The organism is Streptomyces sp. NPDC048516, assembly GCF_043199875.1.
GTDB lineage: Bacteria > Actinomycetota > Actinomycetes > Streptomycetales > Streptomycetaceae > Streptomyces.
Genome location: NZ_JBICWS010000001.1, coordinates 274,390 through 294,236, shown reverse-complemented (window position 1 = coordinate 294,236; position 19,847 = coordinate 274,390). Strand labels below are relative to the sequence as shown.

Below are 19,847 nucleotides of genomic sequence, written 5' to 3'. Positions count from 1 at the left end.
GCGCTGGTGGGTACAACAAGGGGCGGCACGAAGGAAGGCAGCGGCGCACAGCGCCTCCATCATGGGCGGTGGTGGGCGACGGGTGGGCGCATGTCCCGAATTTCGAATACGGGAATCTTCACCGCCGACCGGACGTTGACCGGATGACGACGACAGCGACACCTGTCCTGTGGGCGACAAGCCCGGGAGGCACGATTCATGAGTGAGCGAGCTCTCCGCGGCACGCGACTCGTGGTGACCAGCTACGAGACCGACCGCGGCATCGACCTGGCCCCGCGCCAGGCGGTGGAGTACGCATGCGAGAACGGACATCGATTCGAGATGCCGTTCTCGGTTGAGGCCGAGATTCCGCCGGAGTGGGAGTGCAAGGTATGCGGTGCACCTTCGCTTCTGGTGGATGGCGATGGCCCTGAGGAAAAGAAGGGTAAGCCCGCGCGTACGCACTGGGACATGCTCATGGAGCGGCGCACCCGCGAGGAGCTGGAGGAGGTGCTGGCCGAAAGGCTGGCCGTCCTGCGCTCCGGCACCATGAACATTGCCGTGCATCCGCGCGACAGCAACCGCAAGTCCGCCTGACAACGGACCTGCGCCAAGCAGCACGAAGGGCCGGGGCCACCGCACTGTGCGGTGGCCCCGGCCCTTGCTGCGTCCGCGCCCGCAGGCACCGGGCGTGCGCACGCGCCTGCGCCCGCCTCCACCGGGCGCCCGCACCCGCCGGGTGTCGTCCCGCACGCACCGGGCGCCCGCGTGCGCTCAGCCGGTCAGCGGCGGGTCCTGACGGCGCGGGGAAGAAGGCTCGTCCTCGTGGATGACCTCCCCCTGGACGACCTTGCCGTCGGGCCGGTGCATCCGGGCCTGCTGGAAGACGTTGCCGAGCGAGTCCTGGGAGTAGCCCGCCTGCCGGTTCAGCAGCTTCTCGGCGCGGCGCTGGATCAGCTTCCCGGTCGGCGGGAAGAGGCAGAGCAACCCCAAGGCGTCGGACACCAGCCCGGGGATCATCAGCAGCAGCCCGCCGGCCATCGGGAGCGTATTGCCGCTGCCGGATTTTCCGCTGCCGGATTTGCCGTCGCCGGGCGCGCCCCTGCCTGAGGTGTCGTCGCCGGACGCAGCCGAGTTGCCGGAAGCCGCCGGTCCGCCGGTGGTCTGCAAGGTCTCGGTGAGGTTGCGCCAGGCACGACGGCCGGCCCGCTTGACCACATAACCGCCGATGATCACTCCGGCGACCAGCAGAAGAAAGACCGTCAGGCCGTTGGTGGCCCCGGCGACCACCGTCAGCAGCCAGATCTCCAGCACCATCCAGGCGGCGATGCCCAAGGGGACGAACCGGCGGGCGCGCGAGCGCTGGGGCGGGCGGGAACTCGGCGGTGGCGTGGCTCCGAACGTCATGCCTCAAGTGTGCCTGGCCCCTGCCGCCCCACTCCCCGAGGGTCACGCGGGAGGCGTCACCTCCCAGCGGCCCGGCGCAGTGGCCGGCGTCAGCGGGCCCCGGGTCGGCGGACCCCGGCGTCAGCGACCGCGGATCTTGTCCACCCGGGAGCCGACTCCCCAGGCCGTGACCCGCCACAGGGCCTCCACGACGATGTCACGGCTCATCTTGCTGTCGCCCAGTTCCCGCTCGACGAAGGTGATCGGCACCTCGACGACGTGATAGCCGGCCTGCACGGCGCGGCGGGCGAGGTCGACCTGGAAGCAGTAGCCCTGGGAGGCCACGTCATCCAGGCCCAGCCCCTTGAGCGCCTCCGCGCGAAAGGCCCGGAAACCGCCGGTGATGTCGCGCAGCGGCAGGTCCAGCACCAGCCGGGAGTACGTACTGCCCCCGCGGGAGATGAGCCGGCGGTACGTGGGCCAGTTGACGGTGCGGCCGCCGGGCACCCAGCGCGATCCGAGGACGAGATCGGCGCCCTTGAGGGCGGTGAGCAGCCGCGGCAGCTCCTCGGGCTGGTGCGAGCCGTCGGCGTCCATCTCGACCAGCACGTCGTAGCCGTGGTCGATCCCCCAGCGGAAGCCCGCGAGGTAGGCGGCGCCGAGGCCTTCCTTGCCCTTGCGGTGCAGGACGTGGACCTGCTCGTCGTCGGCGGCCAGTTCGTCGGCGAACTTGCCGGTGCCGTCAGGACTGTTGTCGTCCGCGACGAGGACGTGTGCCGTGGGGACGGCGGTCCGCACCCGCGAGACGATCGGCTTGATGTTCTCCGCCTCGTTGTACGTCGGGATGATCACCAACGTGGTGCCGAGCGGACCGTACTGCCGCTGCCCGTCTGTCACTGCTGCCCCTTCTCGTCCTTCGTTCGCCGGCGCCGGCCTGCGACTACCGCACCGGCGCAGGACAGAAGCCCCACGATAGCGAGCACCCACTCGGGAGCGGCACCGACGCGGTCGGCGAGCGTCGTTTCGTCCCGCAGCGGAATGCGCGCGGAGACCACGCCCTGGGTGAACTCGGGGATCCGGTGGGTGATCTTGCCGTCCGGGGCGACCACGGCGCTGATTCCGCTGGTGGCCGCCGTGACCACGGCCCGGCCGTGTTCGACGGCGCGCAGCTTGGACATCGCCAGCTGCTGCTCGGGCTGGCCGGAGCGGCCGTAGGTGGCGTTGTTGGTCTGGATGACCAGGGCTCGGGCGCCCGCGTCAACGGTGTCGTGCACGATCTGGTCGTAGGCGACCTCGAAGCAGATGACGTCGCCGAGCCGGGCGGGGCCGACGTGGAGCACGCCGGTGTGGTCACCGGGGTAGAAGTCGCGGGGCACCCGCTGGAAACGCGTGATGATCTTGCTGAGCTGTTCCCGGAACGGCACGTACTCGCCGAACGGCACGGGGTGCTGCTTGGTGTAGGAAGCGCCCGGCCCCTTCTTCGGGTCCCAGACGATGCCCTCGTTGAAGACATAGCCCTTCTTGGAAGGGTGGTCGATCAGCGCGCCGACGAGGACGGGCACGCCGATGGCCTTCACGGCCTCGTCGATCCGGTCGTAGGCCTGCGGGTACTTGTACGGGTCGAGGTCGGAGGAGTTCTCCGGCCAGATGACCAGGTCCGGCTTCCTGGCCCGGCCGGCCTTGACGTCGGCGGCGAGCTTTTCGGTGGCCTTGGCGTGGTTGTCGGTGATCATCATGGGGCGGCCCAGGAAGTCCATGCCGGGCTGCTGGACATTGCCCTGGACGACAGCGATGTCAGCGGTGTCGTCGGCCTTCGTGGGTACGGGCACCACGGCGCCGGCCAGGGTGACCGCCGCGGCGAGCCCGAACGCCTCCAGGGCCGGGACGGCCCGGCGCAGCGATCCGTTGCCGCGCAGCTGCCAGAGGGTGGCGGCACATACGGCGAGCAGCGCGCCGGCCAGCGCGACGGCGAAGGTCACCAGCGGGGCACCGCCGAGCGCGGCGAGCGGGGTGAACGGCGAGCCGGTGTTGGCGAAGGCGAGCCGGCCCCACGGGAAGCCGCCGAACGGCAACCGGTCGCGGGCCCATTCCTCGGCGACCCAGAGGCAGGCGGCCCACAGCGGACCGCCCGGCAGCCGGGACGTCACGGCGAGCGCCGCGCCCAGCAGCGTCAGGAAGAGCGCTTCGGCGACCGAGAGGCCGAACACGGCGTCCCACCCGACGACATGCAGCCACTTCAGCAGGATCCAGAAGAACGGCAGCCCGAACGCGAAACCCGTCCAGGCGCCCTGGCGGGCGGTGCGGCCACGGGTCAGCAGCGACAGCGCGGCGACGGCCACCACGGACAGCGGCCACAGGTCGTACGGCGGGAAGGCCAGGCCGAGCGCGATGCCGAAGACGGCCGCGAGGCCGGTGCGCAGCGCCTCCCGGCGGACCAGGGCGGCGAGGCGCCGCGCCCGCCCGGGGCGCGCGGGCGCGGCGGTGGAGCCCGTCCCGGCGCGCGGCACCGGGCCGTCGGGCGCGGTGCCGCTGACGGCTTCTTCGGTGGTGTCGGAACCCGATGGCACGGTCGCGGGCCTTCCTGCAGGTCGTGCGGTGGTGAGCTGACCGTACATCGGGAGGCCGGGGTTACGGATATGGGGTGCACAAAAGGTGAAGGGGCACCGAGGGAGGCTGCGGGCGGGGCCGCGGTGTGGAGAGCTGGGCCGCGGCGCGGTGCGGATAGGGGCCCGGCGCCCTTCGGGCCGACCTGGGACCCGCTGGCTGCGGGTCGACCGAAAGCCGTTGTCTACTGAGCGTCCGGGCCCCACCCGGGTCGCACCTTCCCCCAAGCTCCCACGGAGCAGGGAGGGACCCCCATCCAGCCGAAACACTCCGTTGTCCCGTGCCGCTGGTGCTGGACCTGGCTCCCAGTGGCGGTGTGCCCAGTGGCGCACCGCCCCATGGCCCAGCTGCGTTCGACGACTGCGCGGAGGTCTCCCGGTCGGACGTCCTGGTGGTGGACTCGGCCGAACCTACCGGCCGTCGACCGTCTGCTGTCAACAGGTGCTGCACCTGCGTCGTTTCGCGTCGCCCCAGGTCAGCCGCGAGCGCCCCCAAGTGAGGCAAGGAGCGGCAGGCGCAGCCCGCGCCGGCACCTGCCCGCGCGATGTCACTCGTTCGGCGGCCCGAAGACCGTCCGCCCGCCGACGACCGTGGTCAGGCACACCGGGAGGTCGTTGCCGGGGGTGAGATCGGGCAGGCCGGGGGTGCCGGAGCGGGGGTCGGTGGACCAGCGCTGCACCCGCTCGTCGGGGGCCTGGACGATCAGGTCGCCGGTGCGCCAGACCGCGTAGTCGGCGGGGGCGCCGGGCACCAGGACGCCCGCGTCGTCCCGGCCGATGGCGCGCCAGCCGCCGCGGGTGTGGGCGGTGAACGCGGCGCGGGCGGAGATGCCGTGGGCACGGGTGCGGTGGAAGACGGCGGCGCGCACCGTCCCCCAGGGATCGAGCGGGGTGACCGGGCTGTCGGACCCGAGCGCGAGCGGGACACCGGCCTTGAGCAGCGCGGCGTACGGGTTGAGCGTGCGGGCCCGGTCGGCGCCCAGGCGGGCGGCGTACATGCCGTCCTCGCCGCCCCATGCCGCGTCGAAGGCGGGCTGGACGGAGGCGGTCAGGGCCAGGTCGGCGAAGCCGGCCAGGGTGTGCTCGGTGAGCATTTCGGCATGCTCGACGCGGTGCCGGGCGGCGCGGACCCGGTCCAGGCCGATCCGGTCGGCGGCGGCGCGTACGCCGGTGACGACGCCGGTGAGGGCGGCGTCGCCGATGGCGTGGAAGCCTGCCTGGAGCCCGGCCTCGGTGCAGGCGGCGACATGGGCGGCGACGTCCTCGGCGTCGAGCTGGGCGGTGCCGGTGTGGCCCGCGTCGGCGTAGGGGGCGTGCAGATGGGCGGTGTGGGAGCCGAGTGAGCCGTCGGCGAACAGATCGCCCGCGGCGCCGAGCGCTCCGAGTTCACGGATCCGCTCGGCATCCTTTGCGGATGCGATCAGCTCGGCCCAGTAGCCGATGACGCGGGGGCCGTTGCCTTCCCGGGCGAGGGCGAGCAGCCCCGTGAAGTCGTCCTCGCCGGAGATGTCCGGACCGGCGCACTCGTGGACGCTGCCGATGCCGAGCGAGGCGGCGCGGGCGAGCGCCGCGGCCTGGGCCTCGGCCCGCTGGGCGGGGGTGACGGTGGCGTAAGCGGCCTTGCGCACCGCGTGATGGGCGGCACCGGTCAGCGGGGCACCGTCGTGGAACCCGTCCCGGTCGCGGATGCCGGGGACCAGATCCAGCAGCGCCGTGGTCACGACGGCGGAGTGCACGTCGACCCGGGTGAGATAGAGCGGGCGGCCACCGGTGGCCTCGTCCAGCTCGGCGCGGGACGGCGGGCGTCCCTCCGGCCATACGCCGGCGTCCCAGCCGTGTCCGAGCAGGATGCGGTCCGCCGGGCGCGCGTCCGCGTAGGCGCGGATCCGGGCGAGCGCGCCGGACAGGGTGCCGACCCCGACCAGATCGAGGCCGGTGAGCGCGAGACCGGTCGCCGTGGTGTGCACATGTGCGTCCGTGAACGCGGGAGTGACGAGCGCACCGTCGAGCGGGATGACCTCGTCCACGCCCTCGGCGAAGGAGTCGGCCGCGCCTTCCTCCCCGACCCAGGCGATGCGGTCGCCTTCCACGACCATGGCGGTGGCGAAGGGGTCCGCGGGGCTGTGCACCTCACCGCCGCGCAGCAGGACGGTGCGGGGCCGGGAAGGGTGCTTGGGGGCCGGGTGGGAAAGGGGCTCGCTCATACCGGACAGTTTGGCCCCTGCGGACGGACGGGCCGCGTGCAGGGGGGCGCTCGCCGGTCAGATGCGCGGCGGCCGGGCCTCGTAGGGGGTGGAGAGCACGACCGTGGTGCGGGTCGACACGCCGGCGAGGGTCCGGATGCGGGTGAGCAGATGCTCCAGCTCCAGCGGGGTGGCGACCCGGACCTTGAGGATGTAGTTCTCGTCACCGGCGACGCTGTGGCAGGCCTCCAGCTCGGGGACCTCGGCAAGGCGGTCGGCGATGTCGTCCGGCGCGCTGGGGTCGAAGGGTTTGACCGAGATGAAGGCGGTGAGCGGCAGGCCCACGGCTTCGGGGTCCACGATGGCGGCATAGCCCCGGATGACACCGCGCTGCTCCAGGCGGCGCACTCGCTGGTGCACCGCCGAGGTGGACAGGCCGGTGGCCTTGCCCAGGTCGGTGTAGCTCATCCGCCCGTCCTTGACGAGCAGATCCACGATTTGTCGGTCCAACTCCTCCACGCGTTCAACCTACTGTGCGCGGGGGCGTATGCGCACCGTGCGCCGGATCGTGGACCCCTTCGCGCCGGTCCGTGTGACCAATGCCACACATGTGATCCGGTGTCGGCGGGGTGCCCGCGATTATGCGTGCGGCATGAAGGGAATTGCTGCTGGTGGCCGGGACCGCCCGTCACAGGAAGTCAGCGGTACGACCGACCCACCCGAGGGGGATGGACATCATGCGACGCCTTGAGCAGGACTCTGCTGCCGCACACATCGGCGCCCAGGAGGGCGACGGTCCCGGCGGCTTCGGCGACGACGGTGCGGACGTCGACTCTTTCGACACCTACGAGATCTACCGCGTCACCTGCCCCGACTGCCTGCAGCCAATCGCCCTGCTGGCGGACGAGGACACGCTCCCGGAGCACGCACTGTGCGCCTCGCCGTGGAACCCCTTCGGCCTGACGGTGTGCCAGGGCTCCGGGCGGACGGTGCCCGAGGCCCCCAGGACCGCCGGCACCCTGGACGCCCAGGAGCAGGACGCGGCCGTGTTGCTGACGCTCCCGGAGAGCCTGGACTGGCGCCGCCAGCCGTTCTCGCACCTCGGCGGGCCCGGCACCCGGCCGGTCCGGGTGCCGCGGATGCGCCCGCTCAGCTGAGAGCGCCGGCAGGCCCGTACACCGCCCGGTCTCACCAGTAGCGGCGCTCGATCATCGCTTCCAGGGCCCCCCGGTGCAGGATCAGCGCATCGGCGTCGGCGGCCGGGGCCGGAAGTTCCCCGAAGTGGACCTGCCGGTAGGCCACCCGCAGCATGACGATGGCGTGCCGCAGGGCCGCGTAGAGGGTGTGGAACTCCATGGCGCGGGGGCGGTGCCCGGTCAGCCGGGCATAGCGGTCCTCGACGCGGTCACGGCGCAGGAATCCGGGCAGCCCCCGCCGGCCGCCGCTCTCGGTGAGGTCCTGGAAGAAGCGGTGGAGGAAGACCATCCAGCCCAGGTCGAGTTCGCGGGGGCCGAGGGCGGCCATCTCCCAGTCGAGTACCGCCTCCGGCTCGAAGCCGTCGTAGACGATATTGCCGATCCGGGCGTCGCCCCAGGTCAGAACGGTCTCCCCCGGGTTCGCCGGCCACAGGTCGGCCAGCCGGGCAAAGCCGCGCTCGATCAGTGGTGAGCGTGGGCGGCCGTCAACGACCCAGCGGTAGTAGGCCTGTTGCGCCGCCACATGACGCTGCAGTGCGTCTCCTGTTCCGGGGGTGGCGAGGAAGTCGGCCGCTCCGGAGGGGACTTGGTCGTGCAGCCGGGCGAGGACCGACACGCTGGCGGCTTCCAGTTGGTCGCGCTGGGCGTCGGTGGCGTCGTACAGCCAATTCCCCTCGTACGTATAGGGCATGACGTCCGGTGGTACGCGGCCGGCGGCGCGCGCCATGACGAAGAACGGCGCGCCGAGGTACGCCGGATCCTCCTCGAGCCAGAGGGTGCGGGGCACGGGCAGGTCGGTGTGTTCGGCGACCAGCCGCATGGTGCGGTACTGCCGGGCCATGTCGTAGCGCGGGAAGACGGTGTACGCGGCGGGGTCGGCGGCGAGGCGCAGTGCGCAGGAGCGGGGAACGTCCTCCGGCTCGGACGGCGGCCGGGGGTGGTCGATATCGAAGAGCAGCGTCTCGCTGGACATGCCGTTGGAGTCCGGCACGGCCGGGGAGACGGCGCGGGCGCCGGGGAGCCGGGTGCCGAGCCAGGCGGTGAGCCGGCGGGTCAGCGCTTCGGGATCGCGGGTGGTGGTGCGGGGCCGGGGCGCCGTGCTCACTGTCCGGCCTCCTGCGCGACGGAGTCATAGCCGGTGAAGCCGCTCGGGTCGTGCCGGCCGAAGCTGCCGTGCTCGAAGATGCCGTAGCCGGTCCGCCCTTCGAGGGTGAAGCGGGCGGCGTGGTCGGTGACTCCGTAGGCGGCGAGGGGGTGGGCCGCCGGGTCGGAGAGGTCGTAACTGCGGCGGTCGGTCCAGCCGCGGCCCCGCCAGGTGCCGTGCTGCCAGTCGTCGGCGCTCGCCGGAGGGTAGCCGGCGCCCACGGCGAGGGGTGAGGAGGTGAGGATTTCCGCGGTGAGGTCGAGGGGCCTGCGGGCCGGATCGGTGAGATGGATGACGGCGCGTTCGGGGTGGCGGGTACCGGGGCGGTAGCTGATGTCCGTGTGCGGCCAGCCGAGTTGGGCATCGCGGGCGCCCTCGCGGACCATGGCGGCCTCGTTCAGGGTGCGGTGGCCGTCGGCGTCCTCCTGGACGATGACCATCACGAAGCGGTCGTCGAAGCGCACCGGGCACCAGATCCAGTGGAAGCCCTCGGGCCGCAGTTCCTCGGCCGCCCGCCCGCCGTCCTCACCGGCGATCGGGCGTACGCCCCAACTGCGGTCGCGGGTGCCGGTCCACTCCCCCGCCGTGACGGCGAGCTCCTGGCCGGCCGCCCTGATGCTGCCGCTGCAGGTGCCCGCCTGGACGAACCGCCGGCCTTCGAGCAGCAGCCGGTCGCCGCGGTACTGGGTGTGGTGCGGCTCCCAGGTGGCGGGAAACGCCGCGGTCCAGGTCAGGTCGTAGGCCAGGCCGTCCGGGTCGCCGGGGTCCGCGGCGCAGGTCAGCCGCAGGCGGGCAAGCGGCTCCTCGACGGTGACGGTGAGCGGGCCGACGGTGAGGGCCGTGCGGTCGTCGGTGAGCGCGTCGGAGGCCCGTACGGCGTGCAGCCGGTCGCCGAGGCGGAGGGTGGCATAGGCGTCGATGACACCGGTGTTGGGGTAGACGCCGAGGCCTGCGATCAGCAGGGCGCGGCCGGAGTGGTCCATGACGTGGAAGATGCACCGGTCGTAGGCGTTGCGGTCCCCGGTGGCGACATGCCGCATGGACAGCGGCACCTGGTGGATCGGGTACTCGTCGAGCGCGATCGGGCGGTCGGGCACGGTCTCCTCCTGGGCGCGCGGTCGTCAGGGCGTCGCCGCGGACCCGGCCCCCGACGGCGGAAATTGACGCTACGTCAGCTAACGGCGGACGACCAGACCTCCGAAATTGAGTAGGGGGTCAATCAGGTATTCACCTGTTACCTTCTGAGTCGATGCCGAACCGACCCCTGGAGCCACGGTGACCTCACTACCTCCCCTGCACTGTCTGCGCTGCGCCCGTGTCTCGGAGGGCTTCGCGGGGTGCCGGACCTGTGCCGCGGAGGGCATCGGCGTCAATACGATGCCCCCGCTCGCGGATCTGGCCGGTGTGGACCTCGCCGCGTATCCGGGCGGGCCCTGGGGCCTGCCGGCGGCGCTGCCGGTCTCCGGACCACCGGTCACGCTGGGAGAGGGCAACACCCCGTGCATCCGGCTGCGGACGGACCCGGAGCAGACCCAGGACGGCGCCCCCGCCGGGGAGTTGTGGCTGAAATACGAGGGTGGGAATCCGACCGGCTCGCACAAGGACCGGGCGATGGCCGTCGGGGTGGCCGCGGCGGCGGCGGCCGGTGCCGACACCGTGGTCGCCGCATCCTCCGGCAATGCCGGGGCGGCGGCCGCGGCCTATGCGGCGCGGGCCGGGCTGCGCTGTGTGGTGTTCACCAACGAGAAGGTGCCGGCCGGGCTGCGGGCCCAGATCGATGCGCTGGGCGCCGAGCGGAGGGTGCACCCGGGCACCACCGACACACGGAACGCGGCGATGGCCAAGGCCGTCGAGGAACACCACTGGTACCCGCTGACCAGCTACTCCTCGCCGTCGCCGGGCGGGAATCCGTACGCCAACGAGGGGTACAAGTCGGTCGCCTACGAGCTGGCGCGGGACTTTGCCGGGCGGCGGATCGACGTGGTGGTGGTGCCCACGAGCCGGGCGGACCTGCTGGCCGGAATCGGCCGCGGCTTCCGGGAGTTGGCGGCCGCGGGACTGATCACACACGAGCCCCGGCTGGTGGCCGCGGAGCCGTCCGCCGCGGCGCCGTTCACCGCCGCGCTGCGCTGCCCGGACCGCGCGGACCAGGAGCGTATGCGGGTGGCGGCCCGGCCCACGGTGGCGTTCTCCCTCGGCGACGCGCGGCCCTGCTGGCAGGGGCTCGACGCGTTGTGGCGCACCGCGGGCACGGCCGTGGCACTGGACGACGAGGCGATCGGGGCGGAAACCCGGAGGCTGGCGGCACAGGGCCTGATCCTGGAGCCGTCCTCCGCCGTCGGGTCCGCCGTGGCGCGGGATCCGGCCCGCACACCCGGCACCCTGGTGGTCGCGATCGGGACGGCCACGGGGCTCAAGGGGCTCGCGGGCTGAGGCCGGGAGGCTGATGGGCGGGAGGCATGATGGGCGGAGGCCTGATGGGCGGAGGCATGATGGGCGGGCGAGCGGACCGGCGGGCGGCGGGCTCGGCGGGCGCGAGGCGTGCCGGGCGGGGGGGGGCCCGCGCGGCCCCCGGCGCCCCCCCCCCCCCCCCCCCCCCCCCCCCCCCCCCCGGTGGGGGCCCCCCCGGAGGACGGCGCAGCANNNNGTACGTGGCGTGGGGGGGGGGGGGGGGGGGGGGCCCGCGGGGGGGGGGGGGGGGGGGCGGGGGGGGGGGGGGGGGGGGCGGGGGGGCGGGGGGGGGGGGGGGGGGGGGGCCGCGGGCCGCGCGCCGCCCCCCCCCCGACTCGCCCCGCCCGCCCCCGCTCAGCGCGTTTCGGGCCCCGCGAGATGACGGGCGATGACCATCCGCTGGATCTGGTTGGTGCCCTCGACGATCTGCAGGACCTTGGCCTCGCGCATATAGCGCTCGGCCGGGAAGTCGAGGGTGTAGCCGTAGCCACCGAGGAGCTGGACGGCGTCGGTGGTCACCCGCATCGCGGTGTCCGTGCAGAACAGCTTGGCCATCGCCGCTTCCTTGGAGAACGGCAGACCGGCGTCGCGCAGCCGGGCGGCGGTGAGATAGAGGGCGCGGCCGGCCTCGATCTGGGTGGCCATGTCGGCGAGCATGAAGCGCAGGCCCTGGAAGTCGACGATCGGGCGGCCGAATTGCTGCCGCTCGGCCGTGTAGGCGAGCGCTTCGTCCAGCGCGGCCTGGGCGACACCGACGGCGCAGGCCGCGATCCCCAGGCGCCCGGAGTCCAGGGCGGACAGGGCGATGGCGAAGCCCTGGCCCTCGTCCCCGAGGCGGCGGGAGTCGGGGATACGGACGGCGTCGAAGTGCAGCTGGGCCGTCGGGGAGCCCTTCATGCCCATCTTGCGCTCGGGCGCCGCGGCGCTGAGCCCTTCGGCGTCGCCGGGCACGAGGAAGGCCGTGATGCCGTGGGCGCCGCTGCCGCCGGTGCGGGCCAGCACGGTGTAGAAGTCGGCCACGCCACCGTGGGTGGTCCAGGCCTTGGTGCCCTCCAGCCGCCAGGTGTCGCCCTCCCGGGTCGCCCGGGTGGTCAGGGAGGCGGCATCGGAGCCCGAGGAGGGCTCGGAGAGGCAGTACGCGCCGACGAGTCCGCCGGCGAGCATGTCCGGCAGATGTTCGGCACGCTGCTCCTTGGTGCCGTATCCGGCGAGCGCATGGCAGGCGAGGGTGTGGACGCTGACGCCGAGGCCGACGGTGAGCCGGGCGGCGGCGAGCTCTTCCAGAACCTGGAGGTAGACCTCGTAGGGCTGGCCGCCACCGCCGAATTCCTCGTCGTAGGGCAGCGAGAGCAGTCCGGATTCCGACAGCAGGGTGAAGGTCTCGCGCGGGAAGTGGCCGGCGTCCTCCTCCTCGGCGGCCGTTGGCCTGATCTCGCGCTCGGCGAGCTCACGTACGAGGGTCAACAGGTCGCGGGCTTCCTCCGTGGGCAGCCTGCGGTCCACCGGCCGGGGGCCGTACTCGGTCATGGCGGCGCTCTCCTCCCTGTCGGGCGCTGCGGCGACACGCGCGGGGTGGGCGGCGGCGCCGGTTTCGTCGTGCCAGGCCGATGATCGCGTTCCGGGTCGCGGAAGGCGATGACCTGCGGCGGTGGCGCTAGGAGTATGCCCGATCGGCGGCCTCGCGTCACGGGTTGATCATCACGGACTGCGGGAATCGGCCCCGCACCGCACGGTCACCGTATTGGTCCGAACCATTGACGCACTGGTCTAGTCCTTCTACCTTCTCCCCCAACGTTCAACGCGTTCATGCCAATTCGGACGCAGGTCAGGCTCCACCCCTCGCCCCCCTCCGAGGAGACACCATGCTCAGACCGCACCGGATGCGCTCACCGCGCAAAGTGATCGCCGCCGCCACCGCGCTGTGTACGGCGGCACTGGCCGGCACCCTGCTCGCCGGACCGGCCGCCGCCGACCCGGCAGGCGCCCCTGCCGCACACCACCCGTCCGCGGCCGCCCAGCCCGCCGCGCAGCCCGTCGCGGCGGGCAACAAGGTCGTCGGATACTTCACCAACTGGGGTGTCTACGACCGCAATTACCACGTCAAGAACATCGAGACCTCGGGCTCGGCGGCCAAGCTGACCCACATCAACTACGCCTTCGGCAACGTCCAGGGCGGCAGATGCGCCATCGGCGACTCCTACGCCGACTACGACAAGGCCTACACCGCCGACCAGAGCGTCGACGGCAAGGCGGACACCTGGGACAACGGGGCGCTGCGCGGCAACTTCAACCAGCTGCGCAAGCTCAAGAAGCTGCACCCGGGCCTCAAGGTGATCTGGTCGTTCGGCGGCTGGACCTGGTCGGGCGGCTTCGGCGAGGCCGCCAAAAACCCCGACGCGTTCGCCCGCTCCTGCCTCGACCTGGTCGAGGACAAGCGCTGGGCGGACGTCTTCGACGGCATCGACATCGACTGGGAGTACCCCAACGCCTGCGGCCTGACCTGCGACACCAGCGGCAGGGACGCCTTCACCAAGGTCATGCGGGCACTGCGGTCGGCGTTCGGGGCGGGCAACCTGGTGACCGCGGCGATCACCGCGGACGCCTCGTCCGGCGGCAAGATCGACGCGGCCGACTACGCCGGCGCGGCGCAGTACGTCGACTGGTACAACCCGATGACATACGACTACTTCGGCGCCTGGGACGCCAAGGGCCCGACGGCGCCGCACTCCCCGCTCACGTCGTACAGCGGCATCCCGAAGGCCGGTTTCAACAGCACCGACACCATCGCCAAGCTCAAGGGCCTCGGCGTTCCGGCGGGCAAGCTGCTGCTGGGGATCGGCTTCTACGGCCGTGGCTGGTCGGGCGTCACCCAGGATGCGCCGGGCGGTACCGCGACCGGCGCGGCACCGGGCAAGTACGAGGCCGGCATCGACGACTACAAGGTGCTCAAGGGCCGCTGCCCGGCCACCGGCAAGGTCGGCGGCACCGCCTATGCCAAGTGCGGCGACCAGTGGTGGAGCTATGACACCCCGGAGACCATCGGCACGAAGATGGCCTACAAGGACGCGCAGGGCCTGGGCGGCACGTTCTTCTGGGAGCTGAGTGGTGACACCGCCGGCGGTGAGCTGATCCAGGCGATCAGGTAGGCCGGCAGGAGCGGAACAGGGCGGGCGGGAGGCGGCGGCCTCCCGCCCGCCCCTCGTGCGGCAGCGGCCGGGTCCGGTGCACGGCTGCGCCCGGCACCGGCACGGCGGCGCTCTCCGGTGACGGCTGCGCGCACGGCAGCCACGGTGACGGCTGCGCACGTGGTGACCACAGTGACGCCCGTGGGTGACCTGGCGCGCCAACGGGGTTTACGCTCCCTCCCGGTACGAGCACCATCGGCCGTAAGGGCAGGAACCGCAGGTGAAGAGGTGACACGTGGTCAACCCTTGGCTGGCGATGGAGACCGGTGCCGATCCGGTGGAGCGCACGCGGACGGTGCGCCGGGCCCATGCGGCCTTCCTCAGTGACGGGACCGTTGCGCCACCGGTCCGCCGGGTGGTCGCCGACTCCTGGCGCCGCTCTGCCGACGCCAAGGCCGCGGCGGACGGCGCCGCGCCCATCGACCTGGACGAGGCCACGCTGGGCGCCTACCGGGACGGGCATCCGCTGGCCCGCGCGATGCCCGTCTTCCGGGAGCTGCTGGGCAGCTTCGCGCAGGACGGCGCGCACCTGCTGGCCGTCTGCGATCCGCAGGGGCGGCTGCTGTGGGTGGAGGGGCACCGCGGGGTGCGGCGCAGTGCCGAGCGGATGAACTTCGTGATCGGCGCCCGCTGGGACGAACGGCACGCCGGCACCAACGCCCCGGGCACCGCGCTCGCCGCCGATCACGCCGTACAGATCTTCGCCGCCGAGCACTACAACCGGCGGGTGCAGCGCTGGACCTGCGCCGCCGCCCCGCTGCACGATCCGCGGACCGGGCGGCTGCTGGGCGCGGTCGACATCACCGGCGGCGATCATCTGGCAAGCCCCCACAGCCTGGCTCTCGTACAGGCCACCGCACGCGCCGCGGAAGCCCATCTCGCCTCCGGCGCACCCGAGTCGGGCGTCTGCCTGTCGGCGCTCGGCCGGGACGAGGCGCTGCTGGTGGTGGACGGGCAGCGGCTGCGGCTCGGCCGGCGCCACAGCGAGATCATGGTGCTGCTCGCCCGGCACCCCGACGGGCTGACAGGTGATCAGCTCTCGGTGCTGCTGTACGGCGAACGCGAGATGCGCCCGGTGACACTGCGGGCCGAGCTGTCCCGGTTGCGCCAGCTCGTCGGCACGCTGCTGCATTCGCGGCCGTACCGGTTGAGCCGACCCGTCGAGACCGATCTGTGCACCGTCGAGGAGGCCTTGGACGCCGGTGAGGTGCGCACCGCGCTGGGCGCGTACCGCGGTCCGATGCTGCCGCTGTCGGAAGCGCCCGGCGTGCAGCGGCTGCGCGGTGCGCTGGAGGACCGGCTCCGGCGTACGCTCCTGGGCACCCGCGACCCCGGCCTGCTGCGCGAGTGGTCGCGCACCCCCTGGGGCGAGGACGACCTGGAGGTCTGGGAAGCCCTGGTGGACGCCCTCCCGGAGCGCTCTCCGGCCCGCACCACACCGATGGCGACCGCGGACCGGCTGCGCGCGGCGTACGGCCTGACGACCGGTGCCTCCCTCCGTGCCGTGCCCGCGCCCGCCGCCGCGCGCGTCGCAACGTTCACGCAACCTCCCCCGCCATAGCCTGCGCCCAACGCCCGTCACACGGGAGTGGCGGGCACCGCGCCGAGAGCGATTGGGAGGCCGCACCATGGCCCGTTACGCCAGCCCGGGTTCCGCCGATGCCGTCATGAGCTACCTGCCCCGCTACGACCACTGGATCGGCGGCGAGTTCGTGGCGCCCGCACTGGGCCGGTACTTCGAGAACCTGACCCCGGTCAACGGGCAGCCGTTCACCGAGATCGCGCGGGGCACCGCCGAGGACGTCGAGCGGGCCCTGGACGCGGCGCACGCGGCCGCGCCCGGCTGGGCCCGTACGGCCGCCGCCGAACGCGCCACCGTCCTCAACAAGATCGCCGACCGGATGGAACAGAATCTGGAGGCCCTGGCGGTCGCGGAGAGCTGGGAGAACGGCAAGCCCGTACGGGAGACGCTGGCGGCCGATATCCCGCTCGCCATCGACCACTTCCGCTACTTCGCGGGCGCCATCCGTGCCCAGGAAGGCTCCCTGTCGGAGCTCGACGAGGACACCGTCGCGTACCACTTCCACGAGCCGCTCGGGGTCGTCGCCCAGATCATCCCCTGGAACTTCCCCATCCTGATGGCGACCTGGAAACTGGCCCCGGCACTGGCCGCCGGCAACGCCGTGGTCCTCAAGCCGGCCGAGCAGACCCCCGCCTCCGTGCACTACTGGATGAGCCTGGTCGCTGACCTGCTGCCGCCCGGCGTGGTCAACATCGTCAACGGTTTCGGCGCCGAGGCCGGCAAGCCGCTGGCCTCCAGCCCCCGGGTCGCCAAGATCGCCTTCACCGGCGAGACCACCACCGGCCGCCTGATCATGCAGTACGCGTCCGAGCACCTGCGGCCGGTGACGCTCGAACTGGGCGGCAAGAGCCCCAACATCTTCTTCGACGACGTCTCGTCCGCGGTGGACGACTTCCACGACAAGGCGCTGGAAGGCTTCACCATGTTCGCCCTCAACCAGGGCGAGGTGTGCACCTGTCCGTCCAGGGCGCTGATCCAGCGCGGTCACTACCAGGACTTCCTGGAAGCCGGCGTGGCACGCACGGAGAAGATCGTCCAGGGCCACCCGCTCGACACCGACACCATGATCGGCGCACAGGCCTCCAACGACCAGCTGGAGAAGATCCTCTCCTACCTGGACATCGGTCAGAAGGAGGGCGCACGCGTCCTGACCGGCGGCTCCCGCGCCGAGCTCGGCGGCGAACTGGCGGGCGGCTACTACGTCCGCCCGACGATCTTCGAGGGCAACAACGAGATGCGGGTCTTCCAGGAGGAGATCTTCGGCCCGGTGGTCGCCGTGGCCCCGTTCAGCGACTTCGACGACGCGATCGGCATCGCCAATGACACGCTCTACGGCCTCGGCGCGGGCGTCTGGACCCGTGACGGCTCCACCGCCTACCGCGCGGGCCGCGCCATCCAGGCCGGCCGGGTATGGACCAATTGCTACCACGCCTACCCGGCGCACGCGGCCTTCGGCGGCTACAAGCAGTCCGGCATCGGCCGGGAGAACCACAAGATGATGCTGGATCACTACCAGCAGACGAAGAACCTGCTGGTGTCGTACTCGCCGAAGAAGCTGGGCTTCTTCTAGGCGTCCAAGAAGAGGCGCCTGAACTGGGCTTTCGCCCGTCAGGCGCCTCTCCCTCGGCCCGCTGGCAGTCGGACGGTTCTCCTCGGCGATCCTTCCGCCGTGGTGCCGCAAGAGCCCGAAGACCAGTGAGGTGCTGCCGCTGCTGTACTTGCATGGCCTGTCCTCCGGCGACTTCGTGCCCGCGTCGGAGCAGTTCCTCGGCTCGGCCGCCGGCCTGTCACCGGCGACCGTGACGGGCTGACGGCCCAGGGACAGGCCGATCACGCGGCGTTCATGGAACGCGACTTGTCGGCCTCGGACTACGTCTACGTCTACGTCCGGGCCGACGGCATCCACCTGTGCATACGCCTGGAAGAAGCGAAGGCCACCGTGCTCGTGGTGATGGGCGTGCGCGCGGAGGGCACCAGGGAATTGATCGCGATGGCGGACGGCTACCGTGAATCGTCACAGTCCTGGGCGAGCCTGCTGCGGGACTGCCGGCGACGCGGCATGCGCGCTCCCGTCCTCGCCGTCGGCGACGGCGATCTCGGCTTCTGGAACGCGATCAACGAAGTCCGCCCAAGTCCGCTGGCGGGCCGTGAACGCACCTCTCCTCGTCGCCCTCGTCCGGGCCGGAGCCCGTTTCCAGCGCGGCCACCTCGTAGAATGCTCCGAGGTTCAACGCGGCCTGAACCACCTCAACTGGCTGACAGGTATTGACGATTACTCAACCGAACCGGTCTACATATAGGGTCGGATGGCCACCGTGACATCCATGTCGAAGGCGTTCGCCCCCGCAGCGGACGGCAGGCCCAGGGCCCGGTCGAGCGCGCGGCTCAGGGGGCCGCAGCCACTGGTGCCCGGGGCGGCGAACTCCGCGTCCTTGGCACCGAAGGCGGCGACCAGGGGGTCCCTGGATATCACCCGGGTGGGATCGGTGTCCTTGAGTACAAGGTGGACCGCGTCCCCATCGCTGCCCACCGAGCAGCCCGACGACGGCAGGGCAGGCAGCCCGTGCGCCCAGCCTATGGCGAACTTGATGTCCAACTCGCCGCGCCGGGTGCCGTCGGACAGAAAGTCCGAGTAGCCGCCGTACTGCGGAGTCAGGGTCAACGGGGTGCCTCCCACCCGGATCGGCGCAGCGGTCATCTCCCCGAAGACCTGGCGGAATTCACCGTCCACACGGCCTTCCGCAAAGGTGATCTTCATAGGTTCGGTGAGCGGCTCGTCGATGGCGCCCATGCGCAGATGCCCCGTGGCGTGCATGACCTCGCAGCGCCAGGTCCCGGGGTCCGCACCCGCGGGCAGCTCATCGACGGTCGGGCAGGCGGAGAAGTCGAACTCGGGCCCATCCGCGGTCCGTTCAGCTCCACGCGCGGGTGCGGCACCCAGGGCGAGTACGGCAAGTAGGGCCCCCGCAGCAGCACTTGCGAAGCGGCGGACTGCGCGATTCAAGGTCACTCGGTTCGGCGTCATACGCCACAGCATTGCAGGGGTTTCTCTGCAGAGGATCGTTATGACGAAAGAGCGGAGCTCGACTCAGCAGCGGTGAACACCGAGCCCCACCGAAGCCCTCGACGCCTCACCGCCTATCGTGCACGAGCTCGATACCCGCGCTCCGGAAGGCAGTTGCCTCGGCATACGGGTGCAACGCCAGGTGGCGCCGCGAGACTATCTGGGGTCACGCATCTGTCTGGTGCGCCTGGCTGAGAGCGTCCAGTGCCTCCTGGTCTGGGCAGCGGCTGACGAGCGGGCGCTCGCCGGGTCGGTTATCGACCGCCCCTCAGACCTGGATCGGTCTGGGGTGGCCAGCCGGTGGGCGCGCCTCTTCTGGGGAAGCACCTCGTCGCGCGGTGTGAGGTGGGTATGTCACCGGTGATCGCTGTCGCGGACGCCGCTCCCGTCGTGCGCGACGTCACCTCGGTCACGACGTACGCGTGGTGGGTGCAGCCGGCCGAGAAACCGCTCCCCGCGCCACTGACCGAACGGGAGTGGGCTGTCTTGCCGCTTGGCCTGCAGCCAGGTCTTTCAGCCCTGGAAGCCCTCCTCTACGAGGGGGAACCCGTGGGCCCGATCCTCTGCTGTCCTCGGCACCGACGGCTCTACGCGCCGGTGGCCGCGGAGTACCAGCACAGCCTGATGGGTGAGCGGCTGGGTGTTCGGGGGCGGGATCTTTCCTGTCCGGTCGACGCTCGGCATCGCTGCGGCTGCGATGGTCGGCTGTGGCTGCTCCCGGCCGTTCCCGGGCACCTCACCGACGCTGCTGCGCTGGCGGACCGGCTGTTTCGCGTCCGTTCTGCTCGTCCGGTGGCGGCGGCATGCGCCTGACCGTGCCCGCGGTGGTGGTGCTGGGAGGGCTGATGGTGGTGCTGATCCGCGGCCAGAGGCTGCGGGGAGGGCCGGCAGCTGTGGCCGTGACCTTCGGCTACGAGCTGGCTCAACTGCGGTAGTCGGACCGCCTCGGGTACGGCAGTGGAGCCGCCTGGGCACCAGCAGTGGCGTCCTCATGCGCATCAACCTGCGGAGCGAAACGGATGTCGTGCCACGCCCTCGTGCACGTTGCTCGATTGCCCTCTAAGCTCGTCCGTT

Annotated in this window: 17 protein-coding genes and 1 pseudogene; 9 read left to right on the top strand and 9 right to left on the bottom strand. The window is 72.0% G+C overall.

All coding sequences use genetic code 11. The annotated features are described in order from the left end of the window. The first annotated feature begins 198 nt into the window (after window positions 1–198). Window positions 199–576, top strand: a complete 378-nt coding sequence (locus tag ACGFR7_RS01315) for an RNA polymerase-binding protein RbpA (protein ID WP_030080286.1) — start codon at window positions 199–201, stop codon at window positions 574–576. A 177-nt stretch (window positions 577–753) separates the two neighbouring features. Here the strand turns inward: ACGFR7_RS01315 and fxsA are convergent, their stop codons facing one another. The 5 genes from fxsA to ACGFR7_RS01290 all read right to left on the bottom strand — a co-directional run bounded on the left by fxsA (window position 754) and on the right by ACGFR7_RS01290 (window position 6,670). After that, entirely contained in the window at window positions 754–1,386 is a 633-nt protein-coding gene (gene fxsA, locus ACGFR7_RS01310; protein WP_393311677.1) for an FxsA family membrane protein, read from the bottom strand. A gap of 120 nt (window positions 1,387–1,506) precedes the next feature. Next, entirely contained in the window at window positions 1,507–2,262 is a 756-nt protein-coding gene (locus ACGFR7_RS01305; RefSeq protein ID WP_393311675.1) for a polyprenol monophosphomannose synthase, read from the bottom strand. Further along, complete coding sequence (lnt, locus tag ACGFR7_RS01300) at window positions 2,259–3,932, bottom strand: apolipoprotein N-acyltransferase (RefSeq protein WP_393311673.1); 1,674 nt, start codon at window positions 3,930–3,932, stop codon at window positions 2,259–2,261. The genes ACGFR7_RS01305 and lnt overlap by 4 nt, the downstream gene beginning before the upstream one ends. A 584-nt stretch (window positions 3,933–4,516) precedes the next feature. Further along, window positions 4,517–6,172, bottom strand: coding sequence for an amidohydrolase (locus tag ACGFR7_RS01295; protein WP_393311671.1), 1,656 nt, complete (start codon window positions 6,170–6,172; stop codon window positions 4,517–4,519). Window positions 6,173–6,229: 57 nt separating this feature from the next. Further along, window positions 6,230–6,670, bottom strand: a complete 441-nt coding sequence (locus ACGFR7_RS01290) for an Lrp/AsnC family transcriptional regulator (protein ID WP_026170119.1) — start codon at window positions 6,668–6,670, stop codon at window positions 6,230–6,232. Window positions 6,671–6,879: 209 nt separating this feature from the next. On the opposite strand from ACGFR7_RS01290, the gene ACGFR7_RS01285 reads away from it, so the two are divergent. Next, on the top strand, window positions 6,880–7,308 hold the full coding sequence (locus tag ACGFR7_RS01285; RefSeq protein ID WP_393311668.1) for a hypothetical protein: 429 nt from the start codon (window positions 6,880–6,882) through the stop codon (window positions 7,306–7,308). 31 nt (window positions 7,309–7,339) lie between these two features. Here ACGFR7_RS01285 and ACGFR7_RS01280 read toward each other — a convergent pair whose 3' ends face one another. Both ACGFR7_RS01280 and ACGFR7_RS01275 read right to left on the bottom strand, forming a co-directional pair. Next, a complete protein-coding gene (locus ACGFR7_RS01280) occupies window positions 7,340–8,452 on the bottom strand; it encodes a phosphotransferase family protein (protein WP_393311666.1) in 1,113 nt (370 codons plus the stop codon). Beyond that, the gene (locus ACGFR7_RS01275) at window positions 8,449–9,588 is read right to left on the bottom strand and encodes a hypothetical protein (protein WP_393311664.1); all 1,140 of its coding nucleotides are present in this window, start codon (window positions 9,586–9,588) and stop codon (window positions 8,449–8,451) included. Before ACGFR7_RS01275 ends, ACGFR7_RS01280 begins: the two co-directional genes overlap by 4 nt. Window positions 9,589–9,766: 178 nt before the next feature. Here ACGFR7_RS01275 and ACGFR7_RS01270 point away from each other — a divergent pair, with 178 nt between their 5' ends. Beyond that, window positions 9,767–10,924 carry a pyridoxal-phosphate dependent enzyme gene (locus ACGFR7_RS01270; RefSeq protein ID WP_393311662.1) on the top strand — a complete coding sequence of 386 codons (1,158 nt, stop codon included), beginning with the start codon at window positions 9,767–9,769 and terminating at the stop codon, window positions 10,922–10,924. 372 nt (window positions 10,925–11,296) lie between these two features. On the opposite strand, the gene ACGFR7_RS01265 is transcribed toward ACGFR7_RS01270, so the two are convergent. Continuing rightward, on the bottom strand, window positions 11,297–12,469 hold the full coding sequence (locus tag ACGFR7_RS01265; protein WP_393311660.1) for an acyl-CoA dehydrogenase family protein: 1,173 nt from the start codon (window positions 12,467–12,469) through the stop codon (window positions 11,297–11,299). Between the two features lie 335 nt (window positions 12,470–12,804). On the opposite strand from ACGFR7_RS01265, the gene ACGFR7_RS01260 reads away from it, so the two are divergent. From ACGFR7_RS01260 to ACGFR7_RS01245, 4 genes and pseudogenes are all read left to right on the top strand, one after another. Then, window positions 12,805–14,088, top strand: coding sequence for a glycoside hydrolase family 18 protein (locus ACGFR7_RS01260; RefSeq protein WP_393311658.1), 1,284 nt, complete (start codon window positions 12,805–12,807; stop codon window positions 14,086–14,088). 274 nt (window positions 14,089–14,362) lie between these two features. Next, window positions 14,363–15,688 carry a GAF domain-containing protein gene (locus tag ACGFR7_RS01255; protein ID WP_393311656.1) on the top strand — a complete coding sequence of 442 codons (1,326 nt, stop codon included), beginning with the start codon at window positions 14,363–14,365 and terminating at the stop codon, window positions 15,686–15,688. A gap of 67 nt (window positions 15,689–15,755) precedes the next feature. Beyond that, the gene (adh, locus tag ACGFR7_RS01250) at window positions 15,756–17,279 is read left to right on the top strand and encodes an aldehyde dehydrogenase (protein WP_393311654.1); all 1,524 of its coding nucleotides are present in this window, start codon (window positions 15,756–15,758) and stop codon (window positions 17,277–17,279) included. Window positions 17,280–17,352: 73 nt separating this feature from the next. After that, a pseudogene (locus tag ACGFR7_RS01245) lies at window positions 17,353–17,840 on the top strand (transposase); the annotation flags it as partial. 159 nt (window positions 17,841–17,999) lie between these two features. Here ACGFR7_RS01245 and ACGFR7_RS01240 read toward each other — a convergent pair. Then, on the bottom strand, window positions 18,000–18,719 hold the full coding sequence (locus tag ACGFR7_RS01240) for a hypothetical protein (RefSeq protein WP_393312614.1): 720 nt from the start codon (window positions 18,717–18,719) through the stop codon (window positions 18,000–18,002). A 414-nt stretch (window positions 18,720–19,133) separates the two neighbouring features. Between ACGFR7_RS01240 and ACGFR7_RS01235 the strand changes: the two genes are divergently transcribed. Continuing rightward, on the top strand, window positions 19,134–19,586 hold the full coding sequence (locus ACGFR7_RS01235) for a hypothetical protein (RefSeq protein ID WP_393311652.1): 453 nt from the start codon (window positions 19,134–19,136) through the stop codon (window positions 19,584–19,586). Beyond that, the gene (locus ACGFR7_RS01230) at window positions 19,577–19,708 is read left to right on the top strand and encodes a hypothetical protein (protein ID WP_393311650.1); all 132 of its coding nucleotides are present in this window, start codon (window positions 19,577–19,579) and stop codon (window positions 19,706–19,708) included. Before ACGFR7_RS01235 ends, ACGFR7_RS01230 begins: the two co-directional genes overlap by 10 nt. Window positions 19,709–19,847: the final 139 nt, after the last annotated feature.

Bases quoted from the DNA above. Each gene is read 5' to 3' on its own strand.
- ACGFR7_RS01230 (WP_393311650.1), top strand. From the start codon at position 19,577: ATGCGCCTGACCGTGCCCGCGGTGGTGGTGCTGGGAGGGCTGATGGTG.
- adh (WP_393311654.1), top strand. From the start codon at position 15,756: ATGGCCCGTTACGCCAGCCCGGGTTCCGCCGATGCCGTCATGAGCTAC.
- ACGFR7_RS01265 (WP_393311660.1), bottom strand. From the start codon at position 12,469: ATGACCGAGTACGGCCCCCGGCCGGTGGACCGCAGGCTGCCCACGGAG.
- ACGFR7_RS01260 (WP_393311658.1), top strand. From the start codon at position 12,805: ATGCTCAGACCGCACCGGATGCGCTCACCGCGCAAAGTGATCGCCGCC.
- ACGFR7_RS01285 (WP_393311668.1), top strand. From the start codon at position 6,880: ATGGACATCATGCGACGCCTTGAGCAGGACTCTGCTGCCGCACACATC.
- fxsA (WP_393311677.1), bottom strand. From the start codon at position 1,386: ATGACGTTCGGAGCCACGCCACCGCCGAGTTCCCGCCCGCCCCAGCGC.
- ACGFR7_RS01295 (WP_393311671.1), bottom strand. From the start codon at position 6,172: ATGAGCGAGCCCCTTTCCCACCCGGCCCCCAAGCACCCTTCCCGGCCC.
- ACGFR7_RS01315 (WP_030080286.1), top strand. From the start codon at position 199: ATGAGTGAGCGAGCTCTCCGCGGCACGCGACTCGTGGTGACCAGCTAC.